Raw genomic sequence first — 19,002 nt, 5'->3', positions numbered from 1 at the left:
TCTGCCTGCGTCCTCCCCGCCCCACCGGGGGGCGGGGATTCAAGTGGGCGCCAATCTCAATTCTGACCTGCTTATCCCGGCACGTCCGTCACCGTGAAGACGCCCCCATTGGGCGTCAGGGTGTCGCGGAAGGTCCAGGTGCCGGGGTGGTGCCACTCCTTGGTGATGCTCTCTCCCGGCGCGATGGAGCCGTAGGCGTCGGTGGCCCCGCCGAAGCCGACGAAGGAATGGGGGCGCGCGTCCCGGTTCGTGATGACGGTCCGGGTGCCGGGCCGCAGGTAGACGTGCGCCGGCGTGAAGACCCCGCCCTTCCCGATGCTCACGCTCACGGTCCCCGTGGCGAACGCGGTCCCCGCCGGGTACGCCGTGGGGCCGCCGCCCGGCGCGGGGGTGGAGGGCGGCTGCACCATCGCGCTCACCCGGGGCACGGCCGCCTTTTCCCCTTCGGGCCTCGGGCCGCCCCCGGGCGCAGCCGCGGCGCAGCCCGCCAAGAGCCCGACCAGCACCCCACCGGGTAAACCACGCAAGACGCCTCCCATGGCGCATCCTCCTTCATGCTCAGCGCAACGCGAACTTCCTGAGGCCCGTGTCGCCGATGTTGGCCGTGTAGAGGTTCCCCTCCCGATCGAAGAGGACCGAGGAGGCCCGATCGAGCGGCGAAGCGACCGGGTAGGTCCGGCCGCTGAAGTCCACCAGCAACAGGCTGCCGTTCCGGCTGTTCTCGCCGCCGTAGGTCACCACCGCCAGGTAGGACGGGGACCAGGCTATCCCGCAGGCGCTGCCGATCCCGCTCGCGACGTTCATCCGGCTGCCGTCCGGCGAAAGGCGCACGACCTCGCCCGACCAGGTCGTCACCCACAGCGCGTCCTGCGAATCGACGGCGATCGCGTTCACCCCGGGGACCGACGCGAAGGTGGACAGGCTGCCGTCCTCGGCGACCCGAGCGATCCGGTTGTTGTTGTAGTCGGCCAGGAAGATCCGGCCGCGGCCGTCCACGGCGGGCCAGACCGGGTTCTGGAGGCCCGAGGCGGCCAGGGGCCGGTGCGCACCGCCGCCCGGCTGGATGCGTGCGAGCTGGTGGCTCTCGTAGCAGGCGACCAGCAAGCTGCCGTCGGGCATGAAGGCGAGGCCCGCCGGCCCGCTGAACCCCGAGGCGTAGGGGCTGGTCTCGCCCGAGGGCGTCACCCGCGTCACCGTCCCGCGGTAGTAGTCGGACTCGTAGAGGTTGCCGCCCGCGTCGATGGCCAGGCCGTTCGGCCCGCTCATGCCGCTGCCGACGACCGAGGTGTTGCGGGCGTAGGCCGCGGCCGCATCGGCCGCCGAGCGCGCCGCCGGGACGACCAGGGCCGGAAACGCCGAGGGCGCAGGGCCCAGCGCAGGCCCAGGCCCCACCCGCGGGGCGGGGATCGCCGGGCGGGTCGAATGGCCGCAGCCGACGAGGAAGACGATGCCTGCCAGAGCGATGATTCCGCGCATGCCTCTCCTCTTTCTCCGCCGGGTAGAAGGCTCGCTCAGCCGCATGCCTCCGCCCACGTCCCATGACGCCGCAGGAAAAGCCCCCGCGTCATGGGCGAAAAAGGACGAAGCCGATTGAAAGCCCTCACATGTTGGCCCATGATGGGAGACGTATGAGCACGACTCCTCCTGTCATCCCCCTTGAAGTCAACCCGGCACCCGGCGTGTACCAGTGCGTCGCGTGCGGCGCCTGCTGCGCGGCACCGGACATCAGCACCCTGCAAAAGCCGCTGGGGGTGCCGTGCAGCCACCTGGGGCCCGACCACCTGTGCGGCCGCTACGAGACGCGCCCTGCCGTCTGCCGCAACTACCGACCCGACTGGATCTGCGCCGAGGTCGCCCCCCTTCCGACCCTGGAGGCCCGGATCCAGCGCTACCTCGAAATATTCGGTCTTGCCCCCCAAGAAAGGGGTTGACACATTTTTAGAATCATTCTAAAGTTATAAAAGAAACCAGGAGAGCGACGCCCTCGCCCTCTTTTTATTTCCCGGTGATTTAGAATGACTCTAAATATGACCTGATTCAAAAGGAGAGCCGCGATGGAAACCCCGCTTCAGCGCACCGTGACCCGCAAGAACCTCGAAGCCGCTTTCGGCGGCGAGTCCATGGCCAACCGCAAGTACCTCTACTTCGCCAAGATCGCCCGCGAGCTGGGGGACGAGGAGGTCGCGAAGCTCTTCGAGGAGACGGCCCACCAGGAGACGGCCCACGCCTTCGGCCACCTGGAGCTGCTCTACCCCAAGGAGACGCTCACCCTCTCGCGCATCCTCGCGCTCGCCATCGAGGGGGAGACCTACGAGTACACGACCATGTACCCCGAGTTCCGCCAGAAGGCCGTCGAGGAGCAGGACGAGGCAGCCGCCGCCGAGTTCACCGAGCAGGAAGAGGAGTCCCGCGAGCACGCCGAGATCTTCCGCCAGGCCCTGAAGCTCGCCGAGAAGCGCTTCGCCGCCCTCGCCAAGGTCGAGGAGCGCCACGCCAATCGTTACCGTCAGGCCCTCGAAGGCCTCAAGTAAGCAAGGAGAGTGCCCCATGCGTAAGTTCCGCTGCATCGTCGACGGCCACATCTACGACGAATCCCTCGGGGATCCCGACAGCGGGATCGCCCCCGGCACCCGCTGGGAGGACGTGCCCGACACCTGGACCTGCCCGGAGTGCGGCGTAGGCAAGGAAGACTTCGAGGAGGTCTAGCCCCTCAGCGCTACCAGCCCGCGATGAAGTCCGAAAGCAGCTGGGGCACCGCCGTGTCGAAGCCGACCACGTCCAGCATGCCGGGATCGGCGGGGTCCGCGATCGAGAAGCCGTTCGACACCATGCCGACCACCGCGAGCTTGGCGGGGATGCCCGTGCGTTCCCGGTAACGTGCCAGCGCCTCGGCCGGGTGAATTTCGCCCGCCCAGGTCTCGCTGTCGGTCAGGATCACGAAGGCGTCCGCCTCGACCCCGTTCTCGAGCGCCCACAGCATCGGCAGGGCGCAGTCGGTCCCCCCGAAAGGGATCGCCGCGGTCGCGCGCATGACGTCGTCGAGGCGCTCGCGCGCCGAGAGGGCGAGGGGCACCATCCGGTCGCTGAAGGCGATCGCCGTGACTTCGCGCTCGGTACTCGCCGTGACCAGGGCGAGGGCGGCCGCCGCCATGCGCGGCGTCAAGCCCGCCACCCCCGCGACCTGCCCGCTGTCCATTGACGCCGAGACGTCCAGCGCCAGCACGATACGCTTGCCGCTCGGCGCGACGTTCTCGAACGCGCGATAGAAGGCCCCGTCGAGCGCATCCACGATCGAAGGATCGGGTACCCATTCGCCCGCGTTCGAGCGGACACCGTGGCCCGCGGTGTAGGTCGCAAGGGCGGCGAGCAGCTTGATGGGATGAAGATGTGCTTGGCGCAAGCGCTCGGCGTCCCCCAGGCGCTCGCACACCAGGCGCGACGCCGTCGACAAAGGACGCAGCAGGCCGGCGCGCGTCATCGTCGCAAGGTTCCGCACCATGGCCTCGAGCGGCATCGCCGCGAGCAGCGCCTCCCAGACCTCAGGCCGATCCAGCCAGCGGGTCGGGACGGCCTCGCGCGGCATGCGATGCGCGGTGATCAGCCCGGCGATCGCCTCGGGCGTCTCGGCCCGTTGCAGCCCCACGAAGGCCGAGAGACGCTCGGGCAGACCCTCGACGTCCTCTTGGTGTGCGACCCAGCGATACAGGGCCTGGTGAGCGCTCGAGGCGGGCACGGGGTGCGAGAGGCGCAGGGCGTCGCGGTGACTCCAGCCGTCCCGGCGCCGGTACTTGATCAGTTGCAGCGCCAGGTCATCCGGATCCTGGGCGTTGTACCAGGCGCCGATCGCGCGCCGCAGGCCCCGGCCCCAGCCGCGAAAGCCCTCGACGTAGGCCATGAAGTGGAAGAGATGGGTGCCGATCCTGGCGACGCGGGGGAGGGCGGCCAGCGCGAGCGAGCGCGTCTCGGCCGAGCCCATCGCCGCCGCGAGGGCCAGGGCGAACAGGGCCGGGTCGTTGCGCGGCGCGCGAGCGGCCTCGCTGATCAGAGCGATGCGCTCGACGGCCCGGGGGCCGTCCTGTGCGATGCAGCGCAGCACGGCCGCGGCGTTCTCGCGCGCGAGGGCGGCGGGCCTCACGTAGTAGCTGCCGCCCTCGGTGCCCAGGATGAGGAAGCGATCGAGGCGCTCCCAGTCATCGACGGCCCACGAGAAGCCGCCCGCGCTGTTCGGCACCTGGGCCGAGCCTGGAATCGGCTGGTCTTGGGGCGTCCGCATGGCCTCACCCTCTAAGAGATACTCCGGACAAAAGCCGAGCCTGGGGTTACTTGTTCCGATAACCCAGACCCTCCGGCCCGGAGCACCGCCATTCGAACACGGCGATCGAGGCCCCGTCAATCGGCAAGACCCGCCCCTGACAGCGGGCCATGCTAAACTGGAAGTGCCGCGCATGCGGCGTTTACGCGAAAGGAGCGAAATCCACCGATCAGGTGGGCAAAAAAATGGACGTCGCGAGTACCAGCTGGAACCTTTTCCTCGTTCTGTTCTTCACCCTGCTAAACGGTTTCTTCGTTGCCGCAGAATTCGCCATGGTAAAGGTTCGCCCGAGCCGTCTCCAGCAGCTCGTCGCTGACGGCAACTCCCAGGCCCGGGTCGCCCAGCACATCACCGAGAACCTGGACGCCTACCTCTCTGGTTGCCAGCTCGGCATCACGCTCTCCTCGCTCGCCCTCGGCGCGCTCGGCGAACCGGCCATCGCGACGCTGATCGCCCCCGGCCTCATGGCCTTGGGGATGCCCGAGGCGCTCACGCACACCATCGCCTTCGCCATCGCCTTCACCGTCATCACCGCGCTGCACATCGTGATCGGTGAGCAGGCTCCCAAGACGCTCGCCATCCGCAAGGCCGAGGACACCACGCTGCTGGTCGCCTGGCCTCTCAAGCTCTTCCACACCCTCGTCTACCCGGCCATCTGGGTCCTCAACGGCATGGCCAACCGCTTCCTGCACCTGCTCGGCGTCCCGCCGGTGAGCGAGAACGAGGCGGCCCACACCGAGGACGAGATCCGCATCCTCATGAAGGAGAGCGCCAAGAGCGGGCACATCGACGAGCACGAGATGGCGATGTTCGAGCGCGTCTTCCACTTCGCCGAGCGAGTCGCCCGCGAGATCATGGTCCCGCGCGTCGACATGATCTGCCTCGATCGCAACGCCCCCTTCGAGGAGCTGCTCGCCATCGCCGAGCAGGAGCAGCACACCCGCTACCCGGTCTGCGACGGCGACAAGGACAACATCGTCGGCTTCGTCCACATCAAGGACCTCTACGCCGCCAAGCACCAGGACCTCACCCGCGTCACCCGCCCGCTGATGGCGGTGCCGGCGAGCCTCGAGATCAGCCAGGTGCTGCGCCAGATGCAGAAGGCCAAGGCCCACATGGCCCTGGTCATGGACGAGTACGGCGGCACCGCCGGCATGCTGACGGTCGAGGACATCCTCGAGGAGATCGTCGGCGAGATCCAGGACGAGTTCGACAACGAGCGTCCCCGCATCGAGCGCCGGGGCACCGCCTTCTCGGTGGACGGCCTGCTCCTGGTGGACGACCTCAACGAGCTCTTCGGGCTTGCGATCGAGGCCGAGGAGGACATCGTGGGCGGCTGGCTCTACACCCGCCTGGGCCACGCCCCGCAGCTCGGGGACAGCATCGAGGAGGACAGCGTCACCTTCCGGGTCGAGGAGATCGAGCACCTGCGCATCACCCGCGTCCTGGTGGAGGGCGCGACCCCCGTCGAGGGGGCGCCGATCCCGTAACGCGGCCAAGACAAAGAAAGAGGGGCAAGCTTGACGCTTGCCCCTCTTTCTTTGCTGGTGGTTACTCGTAGATCTTGCCGTCGGCGGTCTTGATGTAGCCGGCATCGCCCGACTTGTCCGCCTTGTGGGTCCAGTGCAGGCCGTAGCGGTCCTTGTTCTGGTAGGTGGTGCCCCGGATCTCGAGGACATCGCCCACCTTGAGGTTGGGAACCTTGGAGCCGTGGGTCGTGCTGTTGTTGACCTCGTAGACGCGACCCGCGTCCGGGGAGATCGCCTTGACCTTGAAGTTCTGGTGGGTCAGGCCGTCGTTGTCCTCGGGAAGCAGCTGGATCACCGTGGCCTTGACGACCTTGAACGCGCTCTGGGGCGGTACCGCTTTGGCTTCGACGACCGAGGAGGTCGCGGAGACCTGGGGCGCCTGGAGGGTCGTGACGCTTCCGCAGCCGGCGATCGCGATGATCGCGGCGAGGATGGATGCACGACGGAGCAAGGGGTTGAAAGTAGCCAAAATGAGACTCCTATGCCTGCAGCCCGGGGGCGGCAATGTATCGCTGTTTGGCTTATCGGATCCGGTTGAGCCGATCTTGCGGAAGATCGGTAAAAAGAATGTTAAGAAGATCTCAAGAAACCCTCTATCGACTCAGGAAGCCGCCAGGGCGGGGCTCTCCGGAGCGGGCTGCGGCGCCTCGCTGCTGCGCCACACGAGGAAGACGGCGCAGATCGAGATCAGCAGGGCACCGGCGAAGCCGACGGGGGTGATCGCCTCGCCCAGGATGAAGAGGGCGGCCACGGCCGCGATCGGGGACTCGAGCAAGAAGACGACTCCCGCCACGTGAGGCGGGAACTGGCGCTGGACCCAGATCTGGAGCACGAACGAGAAGAGCGTGCTGAGCAGGGTCAGGTACGCGATCCCCACGACCGGCAAAAGGGAGGTGCCGCTCCACCTCGGCAGCCCTTCCGCCAGGAAGGCGACCGGCAAGCCGAGGATCCCCACCCCGATCACCTGGGCCAGACCGAAGGTCAGGACGTCCTTGGTCCGGTGGGCGCAGCGATCGAGCCAGAGGATGTGCAGCGCGAAGACCAAGGCGCAAGCGAGCGTCAGGAGATCGCCCAGGTTCAGCGCGCCCGGGCTCAGATCGCACATGAGGGCCACGCCGAACACCGCGAGCGCGAGGACGCCCCACTCGAGCGCCCGGATGCGGTGCCCCAGGAAGACGGCGCCGATGGCCGGGATGAACATGGCGTAGAGGGCCGTGAGAAAGGCGTTCTTGGCGACGGTGGTGTGGGCGAGGCCGATCGTCTGCAGCAGCATGCCGCAAAGCAGCAGGGCCGCCGCGAGGAGCACGGAAGGCCACTCGTTGAAGCGCTTCCAGGGGAAGAAGGGGGCGGCGAGCAACGCCGCCGCCAGGAAGCGCCCCTCCGTCAGCCAGAAGGGGCCGAGGCCCTGTAAGCCCCAGCGAGTCGCGAGGAACCCGACGCCCCAGACCGCCGGAACCATGAACAAGGCAAGCAGCCGCACCATATTGAGGTCTCCCAGCTCAGGAAAGGGAAGAAGCGGGCCCAGGGAAAACCCTGAGACCCGCTTCTTCTTTTGGCGCGGCCAGAGAGATTCGAACTCCCGACCTTCTGGTTCGTAGCCAGACACTCTATCCAGCTGAGCTATGGCCGCACACGTCGTAGGAACTTGATCCCGACCGACTTGATCAGTCTACCACAAGCATCGCGCCAAGAGAAGCCCCCTTTTCAGGCAATCACATCCCCTTGGCCAGAGCCACCGCCCGCTCGGCGTTCACCCGACCGTACCCGTAGTCGGTGTCGTAGCCCGCAGGGCCCCGGTCATCCGCCGATTTCTCGAGGATCTCCTTGACCTGGGCGGGCGACAGGCTCGGCCTCACGCTCTTGACGAGGGCCGCGACCCCGGCGGCGTTCGGGCACGCCATGCTCGTGCCGTCCATGTACTGGTAGGGCTTGGACACCAGGCCGTTGAAGAGGCTCGGCATGGTCGAGAGGACGCGCGAGCCAGGGGCTGCGACCGAGACGTACTTGCCCGCGTTCGAGAAGAAGGTGACGCGATCGTCCTCGTCGGTGGCCCCGACCCCGATGACGCCGGGCTGAGCGGCCAGCGTGTTGACGGGGCTCCCTTCCAGGCGCTCGTTGCCCGCGGCCACCAGCACCGTCACCCCCTTGCCGAGGGCGTACTGGACCGCGGCGGCGAGGGCCTGGCTCTCGTGGGGGAAGCCCAGGCTCATGTTGATCACCTGGGCGCCCTTGTCGGTGGCGTAGACGATCCCCTGCGCGACGACTCCCGCGAGCACGCTCTCCTGGTCCTGGCCCGAGGTGAGGCGCGGATCGGGCTTCAGCGAGAGGCCGGGGAAGATCTTGATCGGAAGGATCGTGCAGCCGGGCGCGACGCCGGCGATGCCGACCTTGTTGCCCGCCACCCCGCCGATGATGCCGGCCACGTGCGTCCCGTGGCCGAGCGAGGCGAAGCGGCCGCCCAGGCGGCTCACCATCTCGGGCGAAGCGGCATCCAGGCCCTTGCGATCGCTGAAGGCGTCGTAGGCGTCCGCCGAGAGGTTGGCCTTGAGGTCCTGATGCTTCGCATCGACCCCCGAATCGATGACCGCCACCACGATCTTCTTGTCGCCGCGGGTCGTCTGCCAGGCCTGCTCCACCTTCATGGCATCGAGGCTGTACTGGAGGCGGCGCAGGGGATCCTCGCCGGAGCCGCCTTCCAGGGCGACGTTCGAGCCCACCTCGTCGGAGGTGGTGGCCTTGAAGCGCAGCGAGAGGTTCGGCTCGGCGAAGGCGACCCGCGAGTCGGCGCCGAGCTTGCGCAGGGTCACGTCCAGCCAATCGGCGGCCGGGGCCTTCGCTGTCGTGCGGAGCTCGACGACCTGGATGCCGTTGATGCGGCGCGAGACCTCGAGGCCGTGGGCCTTGGCGACCGCCTCGGCATCGGCCAGGTTCTTCAGCTTGACGAGCACCGCGTCCTTCTGGACCCGGCCGGCCTTGCGCGCAGCCATCATGCTCGTGTCATTCGCACCCAGGTTCGCGCCCCCGGCCGACAAAGGAGATCCGCCCGTTACCCCGCAGCCGCTCAAGGCGAAGAGGGCGAGCAACGCTCCGATACCGACGCGGTGGGTCATGCGGCGTGCCATTTCAAACCTCTCCTTAGATCTGCTCGGCAGCGCCGAGCGCCAGACCGGTGCGAGCGTTGACGACGACCCGACGTCCCTCGGGCTTGTGCTCCATCACGACGAAGACCGGGACCTTGGCCGTGCTCGGCTGAACGAGCGCCACGATGAAGGCCTCGCCCGCGATCTGGCCGGTGGCGAGCGCCGTCTGGATGGCCTGCGGAGCCGAGACGCGCGTGCCCGCCTCGAAGGGGGTACCGGCCTTGGCCTTCTCGAAGGCCACGTTGTTCCCCGAGATGCTCACCTGAAGGCCGTTGCGCCCGGCGGTGAAGAGGTAGGTGAACTGGGTGCCGCCCGCCTTGCCGGCCGCGGCGTCCACGTGGATCGCCTGGGCGCCGCTCAGCTGGGCCTTTTTGTCCCACTTGAGGGCCTCGAGGGTCGCCACCTTCAGGAACTCCTCGAAGCCGCCCTCTCGCTCGGCGGCCTCCAGGGGGCGATCGCTCGGGAGCTTGGGGGAAAACAGGCCGCTGGCATCGGCCTGGCTATCGGCGCCGGGTGAGAGCGCCGCCTGAGGGGAAAGGCCGCAGCCCGCGAGCGCGAGCAGCACGACGGAGAAAGCGATCGCACGACGGCCCGAGAAACCCGTTGTCATCATCCACCTCTTTACTCGCCATTAACCATAGCTTGATTACGTTTTATATCGGATCCTCCCGGCGCGATCTTGCCCCGATCGCATGGGCGCCGGGGCTCTTGACAAGCCGCGTCGCTTGCCGATAATGGAATCGTTCATCAATTTGGGGAGTAGCTGCTGCCACGTGCAGCGCAGGCGTCGTCAGTACGGTCCATTCGGGCCCGGCGCCCGCGGCGAGCGATCCGCTCGGGAGCAAGACCGAATGCAGTGGACAGGCACCGCCTGTTCTTGCGAGGTCCTGCTCCCTTCTTGTTTGGGGCCTCCGAGAACGCATCTCACCGGAGGAGTCACATGAACACCCGCAAACTGATCCGCCTGGCCACCGCCGCCCGTTTCATCGGAGAGATCGCCGCCGCGCGCTACGGCCGCCGCATGGGCGGCAGCAGCGTTCGCCTGCGCCGCCACTGGCAGGGGCGCCCGGCCTGGACCAGGCGCCACCCCCTGCTCGCGGTAGGTGCGGGGCTCGCCGTCGGCAGCTTCGCCTTCTTCGCCGTCCTGGCGGTGCTGGGGCTCGCCTTCGCCCTGCTCGGCGCCCTGATCAAGCTCGCCCTCGTCGCGGCCCTCGGCTACTGGGCGTTCCGCAAGCTCCGGCCCCACTTCCAGCGCACGCCCGCGGTGGTCATCGTCCCGCCCGGCCAGGGCCGCCGGTGCCCCTCGGCCTCGCCGAGCCACTGGCGCTAAGCAAACGGTCGAAGCCGAGCGTTCCAGCCGCCGGCCCTTCTCCCGCCCCCCGGTGGGGCGGGTCGGGGTGGGGGGATCTCATCGTTCCAAGCCCATCCCCCGGCACGAAAATGCCCCCGACCGCTTGGTCGGGGGCGTCCTCGTCTCGAAGGCCTACTTCTTCTTCTCCACCTTCGCCCAGGTGTCCTTGAGGGTCGCGGTCCGGTTGAACACGAGCCGCTCGCCGGTGCTGTCCGGATCCAGGCAGAAGTAACCCATGCGCAGGAACTGGAAGCGATCGCCCGGCTTGGCCTCCTTGAGGGCGGGCTCGGCCACCGAGTCCGTCAGGATCTCGAGCGAGTCGGGATCGAAGTCGCTCTCGTAGTCACCGGTCGCGACCGGCACCTTGAGCAGGGGATTGTACAGCCGCACCTCGGCAGGCACCGCATGCTCGGCCGAGACCCAGTGCAGGGTCCCCTTGACCACGCGGCCGTCCGGCGAGTCGCCGCCGCGGGTCGCGGGGTCGTAGGTGCAGCGCAGCTCGACGATCTCGCCCGACGCGTCCTTGACGACCTCGCGGCAGGTGATGAAGTAGGCGTGCTTCAGGCGAACCTCGCCGCCGGGGAAGAGGCGGAAGTACTTCTTGGGGGGATCTTCCCGGAAGTCCTCCTGCTCGATGTAGAGGGTCCGGGAGAAGGGGACCTGGCGCTTGCCGGCCGAGGCGTCCTCGGGGTTGTTGTCGGCCTCGAAGTACTCGACCTGGCCCTCGGGGTAGTTCTCGATCACGACCTTGAGCGGGCGGGTCACGACCATCACGCGCGGGGCGCTGAAGTTGAGGTCGTTGCGTACGTAGTACTCGAGCAGCGAGAAGTCGACCATGCCGTTGGCCTTGGTCACCCCGATGCCGGCGCAGAAGTCGCGGATGGCCTTGGCCGTGTAGCCCCGGCGACGCATCCCCGAGAGGGTCGGCATGCGGGGGTCGTCCCAGCCGCGCACGACCTTGGTGTTCACCAGCTCGAGCAGCTTGCGCTTGCTCATCACCGTGTAGGTCATGTTCAGGCGCGCGAACTCGATCTGCTGCGGGTGGCAGGGGATGGTGATGTTGTCGAGCACCCAGTCGTAGAACGGCCGGTGATCCTCGAATTCGAGGGTGCAGATCGAGTGGGTGATCCCCTCGAGCGCGTCCGAGATGGGGTGGGTGAAGTCGTACATCGGGTAGATGCACCACGCATCGCCCGTGCGGTGGTGGTGGGCGCGGCGGATCCGGTAAAGGGCCGGGTCGCGCATGTTCAGGTTGGGCGAGGCCATGTCGATCTTGGCGCGCAGGATGTGGGCGCCGTCGGCGAACTCGCCGGCGCGCATCCGCGCGAACAGGTCGAGGTTCTCCTCGATGGAGCGATCGCGGTAGGGGCTGTTGCGGCCGGGCTCGGTGAGGGTGCCGCGGTAGGCGCGCATCTCCTCGGGCGGCAGGCTATCGACGTAGGCCAGGCCCTTCTTGATCAGCTCGACGGCAAAGCCGTAGATCTTCTCGAAGTAGTCCGAGGCGTAGTAGAGGTGCTCGCCCCAGTCGAAGCCGAGCCACTTCACGTCTTCCTGGATGGAGTCGACGTACTCGACCTCCTCCTTGGTGGGGTTGGTGTCGTCGAAGCGCAGGTGGCAGCGGCCGCCGTACTCCTGGGCGATGCCGAAGTTCAGGCAGATCGACTTGGCGTGGCCGATGTGCAGGTAGCCGTTCGGCTCCGGGGGGAAGCGCACCGCGATGTCCTTGTGCTTGCCGGTGCGGAGGTCCTCGTCGATGATCTCGCGGATGAAGTCCCGGCCGGCAACCTTCTCGGTATTCGCTGCCGCGTCTGCGCGTGCAATGTCCATGGTCTCGAGTTCCCTTTGTGAAAGCGTGAAGAGGCAACTCCTCAATTTAACACGAAATCCACCCGCGCGCCGCCCCAGCTCAGGCCAGGCAGGGCGCGGACTCGGTTCAGACGCTCGCGCTCCTGGGGTTCGGAGTAAGATGGAAAAGGCAAGCAGCTGAATCAGCAGAGTTGGAGATTGGGCCCGGACCGGTTTTGGGGCAAGGTCATCGCGGGGTTTCTGGACACTCGCTTCGCAAGACGAGGGACGTATGACTCGCATTCTATCGCTTCAGGTCGGCATGCCTCGCTCTGTCGGCACCGAAGGCGCCGCAGAGCCGATGGACCGCCAATGGACCACAGGCTTCTTCAAGGAGCCCGTTCGGGGACCTGTGTTCCTGGGAACGGAGGGGCTCGATGGTGACGGGGTGGCAGACCGTCGGGTCCATGGCGGACCAGAAAAGGCCGTGCTCGCCTACAGCGGACTCCACTATTCCGTCTGGGAGAGCGAGCTCGACCTGGGGCGCCTGCCTTTCGGGGCCTTCGGTGAGAACTTCACGCTGGATGCTCAGACCGAGGCGGAGGTCTGCATCGGAGACGTGTACGCGGCAGGCGAAGCCCTGCTTGAGGTCTCGCAACCGCGCCAGCCGTGCTGGAAGCTGTCCCGCCGCTGGCGCATCCCCGACCTCTCCGTGCGCGTGCAGGCCAACGGCCGCACAGGCTGGTATTTCCGCGTGCTCCGGGAAGGCTTGGTACGTGTGGGGGATGTGCTCATTCGTATCGAGCGTCCTTATCCCCACTGGACGGTCGCCGAAGCGAACGCCATCATGCACCACCGTCGCGAAGACCTCGAAGCGGCGGCTGCGCTCGCGGCTTGCCCAGCACTCGCTACGAGCTGGAGAAAGACCCTCGAAGCGCGTGCGACGACGGGCGCGCAAACCGATACCCACCCCCGCCTGATTGGCCCCAACGAGCCATGAGGAAGGTGCAGCAAGCCCCGCATAGAGATTTGAACTCCCGAGCTTGTGGTTCGTAGCCTGACACACTGTCCCGCTGAGCCATGGCCGCAGGCAATGCCCTGTCAGGAGCAGCAGGCAATGACTCAATAAAGAAACAAACAGTTGCCAATCATGAGAATCATGCACATCATGAAGGTACGGCCGAGCCTCCGAGGCCCAGACCGACTGCATGCGCCCCGATCCATGAAAGGAGCTTCTCCCATGCCCTCCCGCCTTGAACGTGATCGATCGGACGTCAGATGCTGTGAGGCCTGCGGCTTTCGGGCCGGGGCATCCCACCCGCAGGTCCCGGCACGACCCGTCGCACTGCGCCCTGCGTCGCGCCACGCCCCCGTGGACGTCTGCGAGCCCTGCCTGGAGGGGAACGCCGCAGGGCACTTCCAAACGCTCGAGGCCATGGTCATGGCCGCCTCCCTCGAGGAGCAACGGCGCATCTACGCGCAGCTCGCCAATGCCTTCGCGATCTAAGCAACAGAAATGGGCCGCTGTCGCGGCCCATTTCCTGCTCCTGAACCCTAGACTCCGTAGGGGATCCAGATGTTCTTGACCTGGGTCGCCTGGCGCAGGAACTCGCGCCCCTCGCCCTGCTGAGCATCCAGCCAGTCACGCGGGGTCCAGCCGGTCCAGGTGCGCTTCATGTTGCAGGCCGACGCCCGCTCCACCTTGGCAGCCCCGGCCTGGGTGCCGAAGTACCAGACCGCGTCGACGTCGTCGTGCTCCGCCAGCACGGTCGAGAGGGCCTCCTTGTCGCCGGTGACGATGTTGACCACCCCGCCCGGCACGTCCGAGGTCTCGAGCACGGTGTAGAAGTCGGTGGCCGAAAGCGGGTGTGCGCTGGAGGGCACCACCACCACCCGGTTGCCCATGGCGATGGCCGGAGCGACCAGGGACACGAAGCCCAGCAGCGGGAAGCGCTCCGGACAGGCGAGGCCCATCACCCCGATGGGCTCGTTCATGGCGAGCACCGCGCCCCGGATCGGCACGCCGTGGACCGCCCCGTCGTACTTGTCGGCCCAGGCCGCGTAGGTGAAGAGGCGCGAGAGGGAGGCCTCGACCTCCTGGCGCGCCCAGGCCATGCCCTCGCCGGTCATGGCGTGAAGCCGCGCGACGAACTCCTCGGCGCGGACCGAGAGGTTCTCGGCCAGGTAGTACAGGATCTGGGCGCGCTGGTGGCCGCTCGTGCGAGACCAGCTCGACGCGGCGTGCGCGGCTTCGACCGCGTTGCGGATGTCCTTGCGGGTGCCTTCGCCGACTTCCCCGAGCAGCTCCTTGCGGGCTCCGAGGACGCGCAGGCTGTAGCCCGAATCCGGCCGCACCTGTTTGCCCCCGATGTACAGCTTCGGGGTTCGATCGATGGCAGGAGCGGCTCCGGCGAAAGGCTTCGCCTCTCCGGCTTCCGCTTTGGGGACGACGGGCTCGGTGCCGGTCCAGCCGGGCTTCAGGTACTCCGACATGCCTTCGCGGCCGCCTTCGCGACCGAAGCCCGATTCCCGGTAGCCGCCGAAGCCGGCCGCCGCATCGAACATGTTGTGCCCGTTGACCCAGACCACGCCGGCCTTGATCCGTGGGGCCACCTCGAGGGCGAGGTTGATGTTCTCGGACCAGACACTCGCTCCGAGCCCGTAGGCCGTGTTGTTCGCCAGCTGGACCGCCTCCTCGGGAGTCCGGAAGGTCATCGCGACGACCACCGGGCCGAAGATCTCTTCCTGTGCCAGGCTCATGGCGGGGGTCACGCCGGTGAAGAGGGTCGGGGGATAGAAGTTCCCCCCGCTCGGGCAGGCCCAGGAGGGCTGGAACAGGTAAGCCCCTTCGGCGATCCCCTGGGCGACCTTGCCGCGGATGCGATCGAGCTGCATCGTATCGATGATCGCCCCCATGTCGACGACCTTGTCGAGCGGAGAGCCCATGCGCAGGCGCTCCAGCCGGGCCTTGAGCTTGGCGATCATGCGCTCGGCGATGCCCTCTTGCAGGAGAAGGCGCGACCCGGCACAGCACACCTGGCCCTGATTGAACCAGATGGCGTCGACCACGCCCTCCACGGCAGCATCGAGGTCCGCGTCCTCGAAGACGACAAAGGGGCTCTTTCCGCCGAGCTCCAGGCTCAACTTCTTGCCCGACCCGGCGGTCGCCACCCGGATCGCCCGGCCCACCTCGGTCGAGCCGGTGAAGGCGATCTTGTCGATTCCCGCATGGTCCACCATCAGCTTGCCGGCCTCGCCGTCGCCGGTCAGCACGTTGAGGACGCCCGGGGGCAGGCCGGCTTCGTGAGCGAGCTCCGCGAAGGCCAGCGCGGTGAGGGGGGTGAACTCGGCGGGCTTGAGCACGACCGTGTTGCCGGCGGCCAGGGCCGGGGCGATCTTCCAGGCGAGCATCAGCAGCGGGAAGTTCCAGGGGATGATCTGCCCCACGACCCCGACCGGGTCATAGCCCGGGAACTCGCGATCCAGCAGCTGGGCCCAGCCGGCATGGTGGTAGAAGTGGCGCGCAACCAGAGGCACGTCGACGTCCCGGGTCTCGCGGATGGGCTTGCCGTTGTCGAGGGTCTCCAGGACGGCGAGCAGGCGAGAATGCTTCTGGACCGCGCGGGCCAGGGCGTACAGGTGGCGCGCACGGGCGTGGCCCGACAGCGCCGACCACTCGGGGAAGGCGTCCTGGGCGGCGGCAACGGCGGCATCCACCTCGGCGGCTCCCGCCTGGGCCGCGTGCGCCAGGTGCTTGCGGGTGGCCGGGTTGAGGACCTCGAAGGTCCTGCCGTCCAGGGACTCCGTCCAGCGCCCGTCAATGAAGTGCTTGAAACGTCCTTCGTGCTGCTTGATCCACTCCATGGCTTTCGCTTCACTCTCCGGGGCGGGCCCGTACTCCAGGGACTTGAAAATTGCTTCGATCATCGTCTCGACTCCTAAGGCATCGGCTGGCGGTAAGCCGCCGCGTAGCGACCCGTCACGTAGTGCTCCAGCTGCCGCTCGATGTCGGTCAGCAGGGCGCTCGCCCCGAAGCGGAAGAGTTCCGGGCGCAGCCACGGCGTTCCCAGCTCCTCCTTGACCATGACCATCCAGTCCAGGGCGGACTTGGCGGTGCGGATCCCGCCGGCGGGCTTGAGGCCCACGGCATAGCCCGTCTGCTCGTAGTGGTCCCGGATGATCCGGGCCATGACCAGGCCCACTGGCAGGGTGGCGTTGACCGGCTCCTTGCCCGTCGAGGTCTTGATGAAGTCGGCGCCCGCAAGAATGGAGACCTGGCTGGCGCGGGCCACGTTGGTCAGGGTCGCGAGCTCCCCGGTTCCGAGGATCACCTTCATGTGGGCGTCGCCGCAGGCCTTGCGGAAAGCCTTCACCTCGTCGTAGAGGGCCTCCCAGTTCCCGGTCAGGACATTGCCGCGGGTGATGACGATGTCGATCTCGGTCGCTCCGGCCTCGACCGAGGCGCGGACCTCTTCGATGCGTTGAGTCAGGGGGCTGAGGCCTGCCGGGAACCCCGTCGAGACCGCTGCCACCGGGATCCCCGAGCCCTTCAGGGCCGCCACCGCAGTGGGGACCATGGTGTGATAGACGCAGACCGCCCCGACCGTGAGGCCCATGTGGGGCACGCCCATGGCCTCGAGCAGGTCCTGGCGGACCGGACGCATGGCCTTGGCGCACAGCCGCTCGACGTTGCCGGGGGTGTCGTCCCCCGCGAGCGTGGTGAGGTCCATCAGGGTGATGGCCTTCAGGAGCCAGGCGGCCTGCCATTCCTTCTTGACGGTCCGTCGGCCGGGCAGAGCGGCGATCCGGCGTTCGGTCGCGCTCAGGTTGACCTGCCGGCCGAGCACGGCTTCGAGGTCCAGCGCGACGATCGGGTTTCGCTCGAGCGCATGCGCGGAAGGCGAAGCCGCCGGGGAACGTAAGATGGCCTCGCCGGTCGGGTCCGATTGCTTGCGCTTCGTTTTTGTCACCATCAATGCCTCCCTGTATGATTCGGAAGATCGTCGCAGGGCACGCTCCCTGCACCTCGAGACGGCCCGAGAGCCAACGAATGATGCCATGACCGTCTACGAGTCACATGGTACTTCCAATCATACAAGCATGCAATTGTGACGGTGCCACTCCCCGGCCGAGCCGGGCCGAGGCGATCCAGCTGAAGGGGCGATCCTACAGGCACAAGAAGGCTGAGGAGGCTCAGGCCGCGAGACGCGCTCGTCGGTAAAAGTAAGCCAAACGCCGAGAGGTGGGGGATCCCCCCACCTCATCGTTTAACCTCGGTACTACGCCCTCAACAACACTTGATGACCTACTTTTGCCCCATGCCTCGGTTCTGGACGTTTAGCAGGCATGGATGCGGGTAAAATACTGCCGTCGCGGTTAGTACCGTACGGTACAGTATCGACGTTGGCTTTCCAGCTCCCTTGATCCAATTGAAAAAGGCATGAGGCCACATCTTGGAAATGACAAGCAAAACCAAACAAAAGCGCGACGCCATCCTGGCGGCTGCCTCGAGCCTGTTCTTGGAGCGTGGCTTCAATGGCGTTAGCTTGGATGACGTGCTCAAGGTCACGGGCGGATCGAAGACCACTGTCTACAACTACTTCGGCAGCAAGGATGGCCTTTTCGAGGCGGTGATCCTACGGATCTGTGACGAGGCACTCGTTTCTCTACGAGCGCTCGAGCTGCAACAGCTGCCGCTGCGAGATGCGCTGACCAGGATGGGCGTCACGGTGGTGAACGTTCTCTCCGAGCCCGTTGCCGTCGAGGCTTACCGTCTCGCCATCTCTGAGGCTCCGCGCCACCCGCGGGCAGCGCGCGCCTATTATGAGGCGGCCCCAGACGCGGCGGCCCGGATCTTGGCGAAGTACCTTGCGGAGCGCCAAGCGGCTGGTGACCTGCGGGGTGACGTAGGGGAGCCCCGGCGTCTGGCTAGCCTGTTCATCGACTCCCTGGTTCACAACCTGTTGATGCAAGCATTGCTCGGCATCGCGCCGGTCCAGCAGCACGACGCGCATGACGCGTTTGTCGGCGACACGGTCGAGACGTTTATGAACGGCATCGTACCGCGTTGAAGCCTTTGTTTCCCCCCAAAAATGCGAAGGAGTTATGAAATGACTACGTATGACTTTTCGAAGAAGGTCGCTCTCGTTACGGGCGGCGGTTCGGGCATCGGTGAGGCGTGCGCGCATGACTTCGCCCGCAACGGCGCCAAGGTCGTGGTGGCGGACATCAATCTCGAGGCTGCCGAGCGGGTCGTGGCGGCCCTCAAGGCAGCCGGCGGAGAGGCCGCCGCGGTCAGGGTCGACGTGGGCAATCCTGCTTCGGTCGAGGCGATGGTGCGCTTTGCCGCCGATACCTTTAGCGGATTGGACATCGCCGTGAACAACGCCGGGATCGGCGGTGCGATTCATGAGACGGGCGAGTACGACGTCGCGGCCTGGGACCGCGTGATCACCATCAACCTGAGCAGCGTCTTCTATTGCATGCGCTACCAGATCCCCGCCATGCTGGCGCGGGGCGGTGGGGCCGTGATCAACATGGCCTCGGTGCTCGGCTCGGTTGGCTTTGCTCAGTCGTCCGGATACGTGGCCGCGAAGCACGGCGTCGTCGGTCTGACGAAGAGCGCGGCGCTCGAGTATGGCACGCGGAACGTGCGTGTGATGGCGGTGGGCCCCGGCTTCATCGAGACCCCGCTCGCCAAGATGCCGGAGGAAGCGCACAACTACATCGCCTCGAAGCATGCGGTGCAGCGCTGGGGCCGGCCGGAGGAAGTGGCGGCGCTGGTCAGCTTCCTGGCCTCCGATGCGGCCTCGTTCGTCACCGGCAGCTACCACCTGGTCGATGGCGGTTACACCGCCCAGTAGCGCCTGCACCCGCAAAGAGAGC

19 protein-coding genes and 1 tRNA gene are annotated in these 19,002 nt (G+C 67.1%); 9 read left to right on the top strand and 11 right to left on the bottom strand.

Features of this window, described 5'->3' with window-relative positions; genetic code table 11:
• Positions 1 to 71 precede the first annotated feature (71 nt).
• Together V6D00_07105 and V6D00_07100 are read right to left on the bottom strand one after the other, a co-directional pair.
• Complete coding sequence (locus V6D00_07105; GenBank protein HEY9898934.1) at positions 72 to 539, bottom strand: hypothetical protein; 468 nt, start codon at positions 537 to 539, stop codon at positions 72 to 74.
• Positions 540 to 558: 19 nt separating this feature from the next.
• Positions 559 to 1,476, bottom strand: a complete 918-nt coding sequence (locus tag V6D00_07100) for a hypothetical protein (protein ID HEY9898933.1) — start codon at positions 1,474 to 1,476, stop codon at positions 559 to 561.
• A 152-nt stretch (positions 1,477 to 1,628) separates the two neighbouring features.
• Here V6D00_07100 and V6D00_07095 point away from each other — a divergent pair, with 152 nt between their 5' ends.
• From V6D00_07095 to V6D00_07085, 3 genes are all read left to right on the top strand, one after another.
• A complete protein-coding gene (locus tag V6D00_07095; GenBank protein ID HEY9898932.1) occupies positions 1,629 to 1,931 on the top strand; it encodes a hypothetical protein in 303 nt (100 codons plus the stop codon).
• Between the two features lie 123 nt (positions 1,932 to 2,054).
• Positions 2,055 to 2,531: a rubrerythrin family protein gene (locus V6D00_07090; protein HEY9898931.1), complete on the top strand. Its 477-nt coding sequence runs from the start codon at positions 2,055 to 2,057 to the stop codon at positions 2,529 to 2,531.
• A 16-nt stretch (positions 2,532 to 2,547) separates the two neighbouring features.
• On the top strand, positions 2,548 to 2,706 hold the full coding sequence (locus tag V6D00_07085; GenBank protein HEY9898930.1) for a rubredoxin: 159 nt from the start codon (positions 2,548 to 2,550) through the stop codon (positions 2,704 to 2,706).
• Positions 2,707 to 2,716: 10 nt separating this feature from the next.
• On the opposite strand, the gene V6D00_07080 is transcribed toward V6D00_07085, so the two are convergent.
• Complete coding sequence (locus V6D00_07080) at positions 2,717 to 4,273, bottom strand: TROVE domain-containing protein (protein ID HEY9898929.1); 1,557 nt, start codon at positions 4,271 to 4,273, stop codon at positions 2,717 to 2,719.
• 149 nt (positions 4,274 to 4,422) lie between these two features.
• On the opposite strand from V6D00_07080, the gene V6D00_07075 reads away from it, so the two are divergent.
• Positions 4,423 to 5,802 (top strand): hemolysin family protein, encoded by a 1,380-nt coding sequence (locus tag V6D00_07075; GenBank protein HEY9898928.1) that lies wholly within the window; start codon positions 4,423 to 4,425, stop codon positions 5,800 to 5,802.
• A 61-nt stretch (positions 5,803 to 5,863) separates the two neighbouring features.
• Here the strand turns inward: V6D00_07075 and V6D00_07070 are convergent, their stop codons facing one another.
• The 5 genes from V6D00_07070 to V6D00_07050 form a co-directional block, all read right to left on the bottom strand.
• Positions 5,864 to 6,292, bottom strand: coding sequence for a DUF3465 domain-containing protein (locus tag V6D00_07070; GenBank protein HEY9898927.1), 429 nt, complete (start codon positions 6,290 to 6,292; stop codon positions 5,864 to 5,866).
• A 150-nt stretch (positions 6,293 to 6,442) separates the two neighbouring features.
• Positions 6,443 to 7,324: a DMT family transporter gene (locus V6D00_07065; GenBank protein HEY9898926.1), complete on the bottom strand. Its 882-nt coding sequence runs from the start codon at positions 7,322 to 7,324 to the stop codon at positions 6,443 to 6,445.
• Between the two features lie 70 nt (positions 7,325 to 7,394).
• Positions 7,395 to 7,471 (bottom strand) — tRNA-Arg (locus V6D00_07060).
• Positions 7,472 to 7,553: 82 nt separating this feature from the next.
• Positions 7,554 to 8,963 carry a S8 family serine peptidase gene (locus V6D00_07055; protein ID HEY9898925.1) on the bottom strand — a complete coding sequence of 470 codons (1,410 nt, stop codon included), beginning with the start codon at positions 8,961 to 8,963 and terminating at the stop codon, positions 7,554 to 7,556.
• 13 nt (positions 8,964 to 8,976) lie between these two features.
• Complete coding sequence (locus tag V6D00_07050; GenBank protein HEY9898924.1) at positions 8,977 to 9,591, bottom strand: hypothetical protein; 615 nt, start codon at positions 9,589 to 9,591, stop codon at positions 8,977 to 8,979.
• Between the two features lie 330 nt (positions 9,592 to 9,921).
• On the opposite strand from V6D00_07050, the gene V6D00_07045 reads away from it, so the two are divergent.
• On the top strand, positions 9,922 to 10,311 hold the full coding sequence (locus V6D00_07045) for a hypothetical protein (GenBank protein ID HEY9898923.1): 390 nt from the start codon (positions 9,922 to 9,924) through the stop codon (positions 10,309 to 10,311).
• 153 nt (positions 10,312 to 10,464) lie between these two features.
• Here V6D00_07045 and V6D00_07040 read toward each other — a convergent pair whose 3' ends face one another.
• Complete coding sequence (locus tag V6D00_07040) at positions 10,465 to 12,159, bottom strand: glutamine--tRNA ligase/YqeY domain fusion protein (GenBank protein ID HEY9898922.1); 1,695 nt, start codon at positions 12,157 to 12,159, stop codon at positions 10,465 to 10,467.
• Between the two features lie 250 nt (positions 12,160 to 12,409).
• Here V6D00_07040 and V6D00_07035 point away from each other — a divergent pair, with 250 nt between their 5' ends.
• Entirely contained in the window at positions 12,410 to 13,117 is a 708-nt protein-coding gene (locus V6D00_07035) for an MOSC domain-containing protein (protein HEY9898921.1), read from the top strand.
• A gap of 372 nt (positions 13,118 to 13,489) precedes the next feature.
• Positions 13,490 to 13,624, top strand: a complete 135-nt coding sequence (locus tag V6D00_07030; GenBank protein HEY9898920.1) for a hypothetical protein — start codon at positions 13,490 to 13,492, stop codon at positions 13,622 to 13,624.
• A gap of 47 nt (positions 13,625 to 13,671) precedes the next feature.
• On the opposite strand, the gene V6D00_07025 is transcribed toward V6D00_07030, so the two are convergent.
• Entirely contained in the window at positions 13,672 to 16,044 is a 2,373-nt protein-coding gene (locus tag V6D00_07025) for an aldehyde dehydrogenase family protein (protein HEY9898919.1), read from the bottom strand.
• An 11-nt stretch (positions 16,045 to 16,055) separates the two neighbouring features.
• The gene (deoC, locus tag V6D00_07020; GenBank protein HEY9898918.1) at positions 16,056 to 17,087 is read right to left on the bottom strand and encodes a deoxyribose-phosphate aldolase; all 1,032 of its coding nucleotides are present in this window, start codon (positions 17,085 to 17,087) and stop codon (positions 16,056 to 16,058) included.
• A 489-nt stretch (positions 17,088 to 17,576) separates the two neighbouring features.
• Here deoC and V6D00_07015 point away from each other — a divergent pair, with 489 nt between their 5' ends.
• Both V6D00_07015 and V6D00_07010 read left to right on the top strand, forming a co-directional pair.
• Positions 17,577 to 18,188, top strand: a complete 612-nt coding sequence (locus V6D00_07015) for a TetR/AcrR family transcriptional regulator (GenBank protein HEY9898917.1) — start codon at positions 17,577 to 17,579, stop codon at positions 18,186 to 18,188.
• Positions 18,189 to 18,227: 39 nt separating this feature from the next.
• Complete coding sequence (locus V6D00_07010) at positions 18,228 to 18,980, top strand: SDR family oxidoreductase (protein HEY9898916.1); 753 nt, start codon at positions 18,228 to 18,230, stop codon at positions 18,978 to 18,980.
• Positions 18,981 to 19,002 lie beyond the last annotated feature (22 nt).

The sequence above is a fragment of the Pantanalinema sp. genome, assembly GCA_036704125.1.
Classification (GTDB): Bacteria; Cyanobacteriota; Sericytochromatia; order S15B-MN24; family UBA4093; genus JAGIBK01.
Note: the sequence above shows the minus strand (reverse complement) of the source record. Positions and strands in the feature narration are given on the sequence as shown.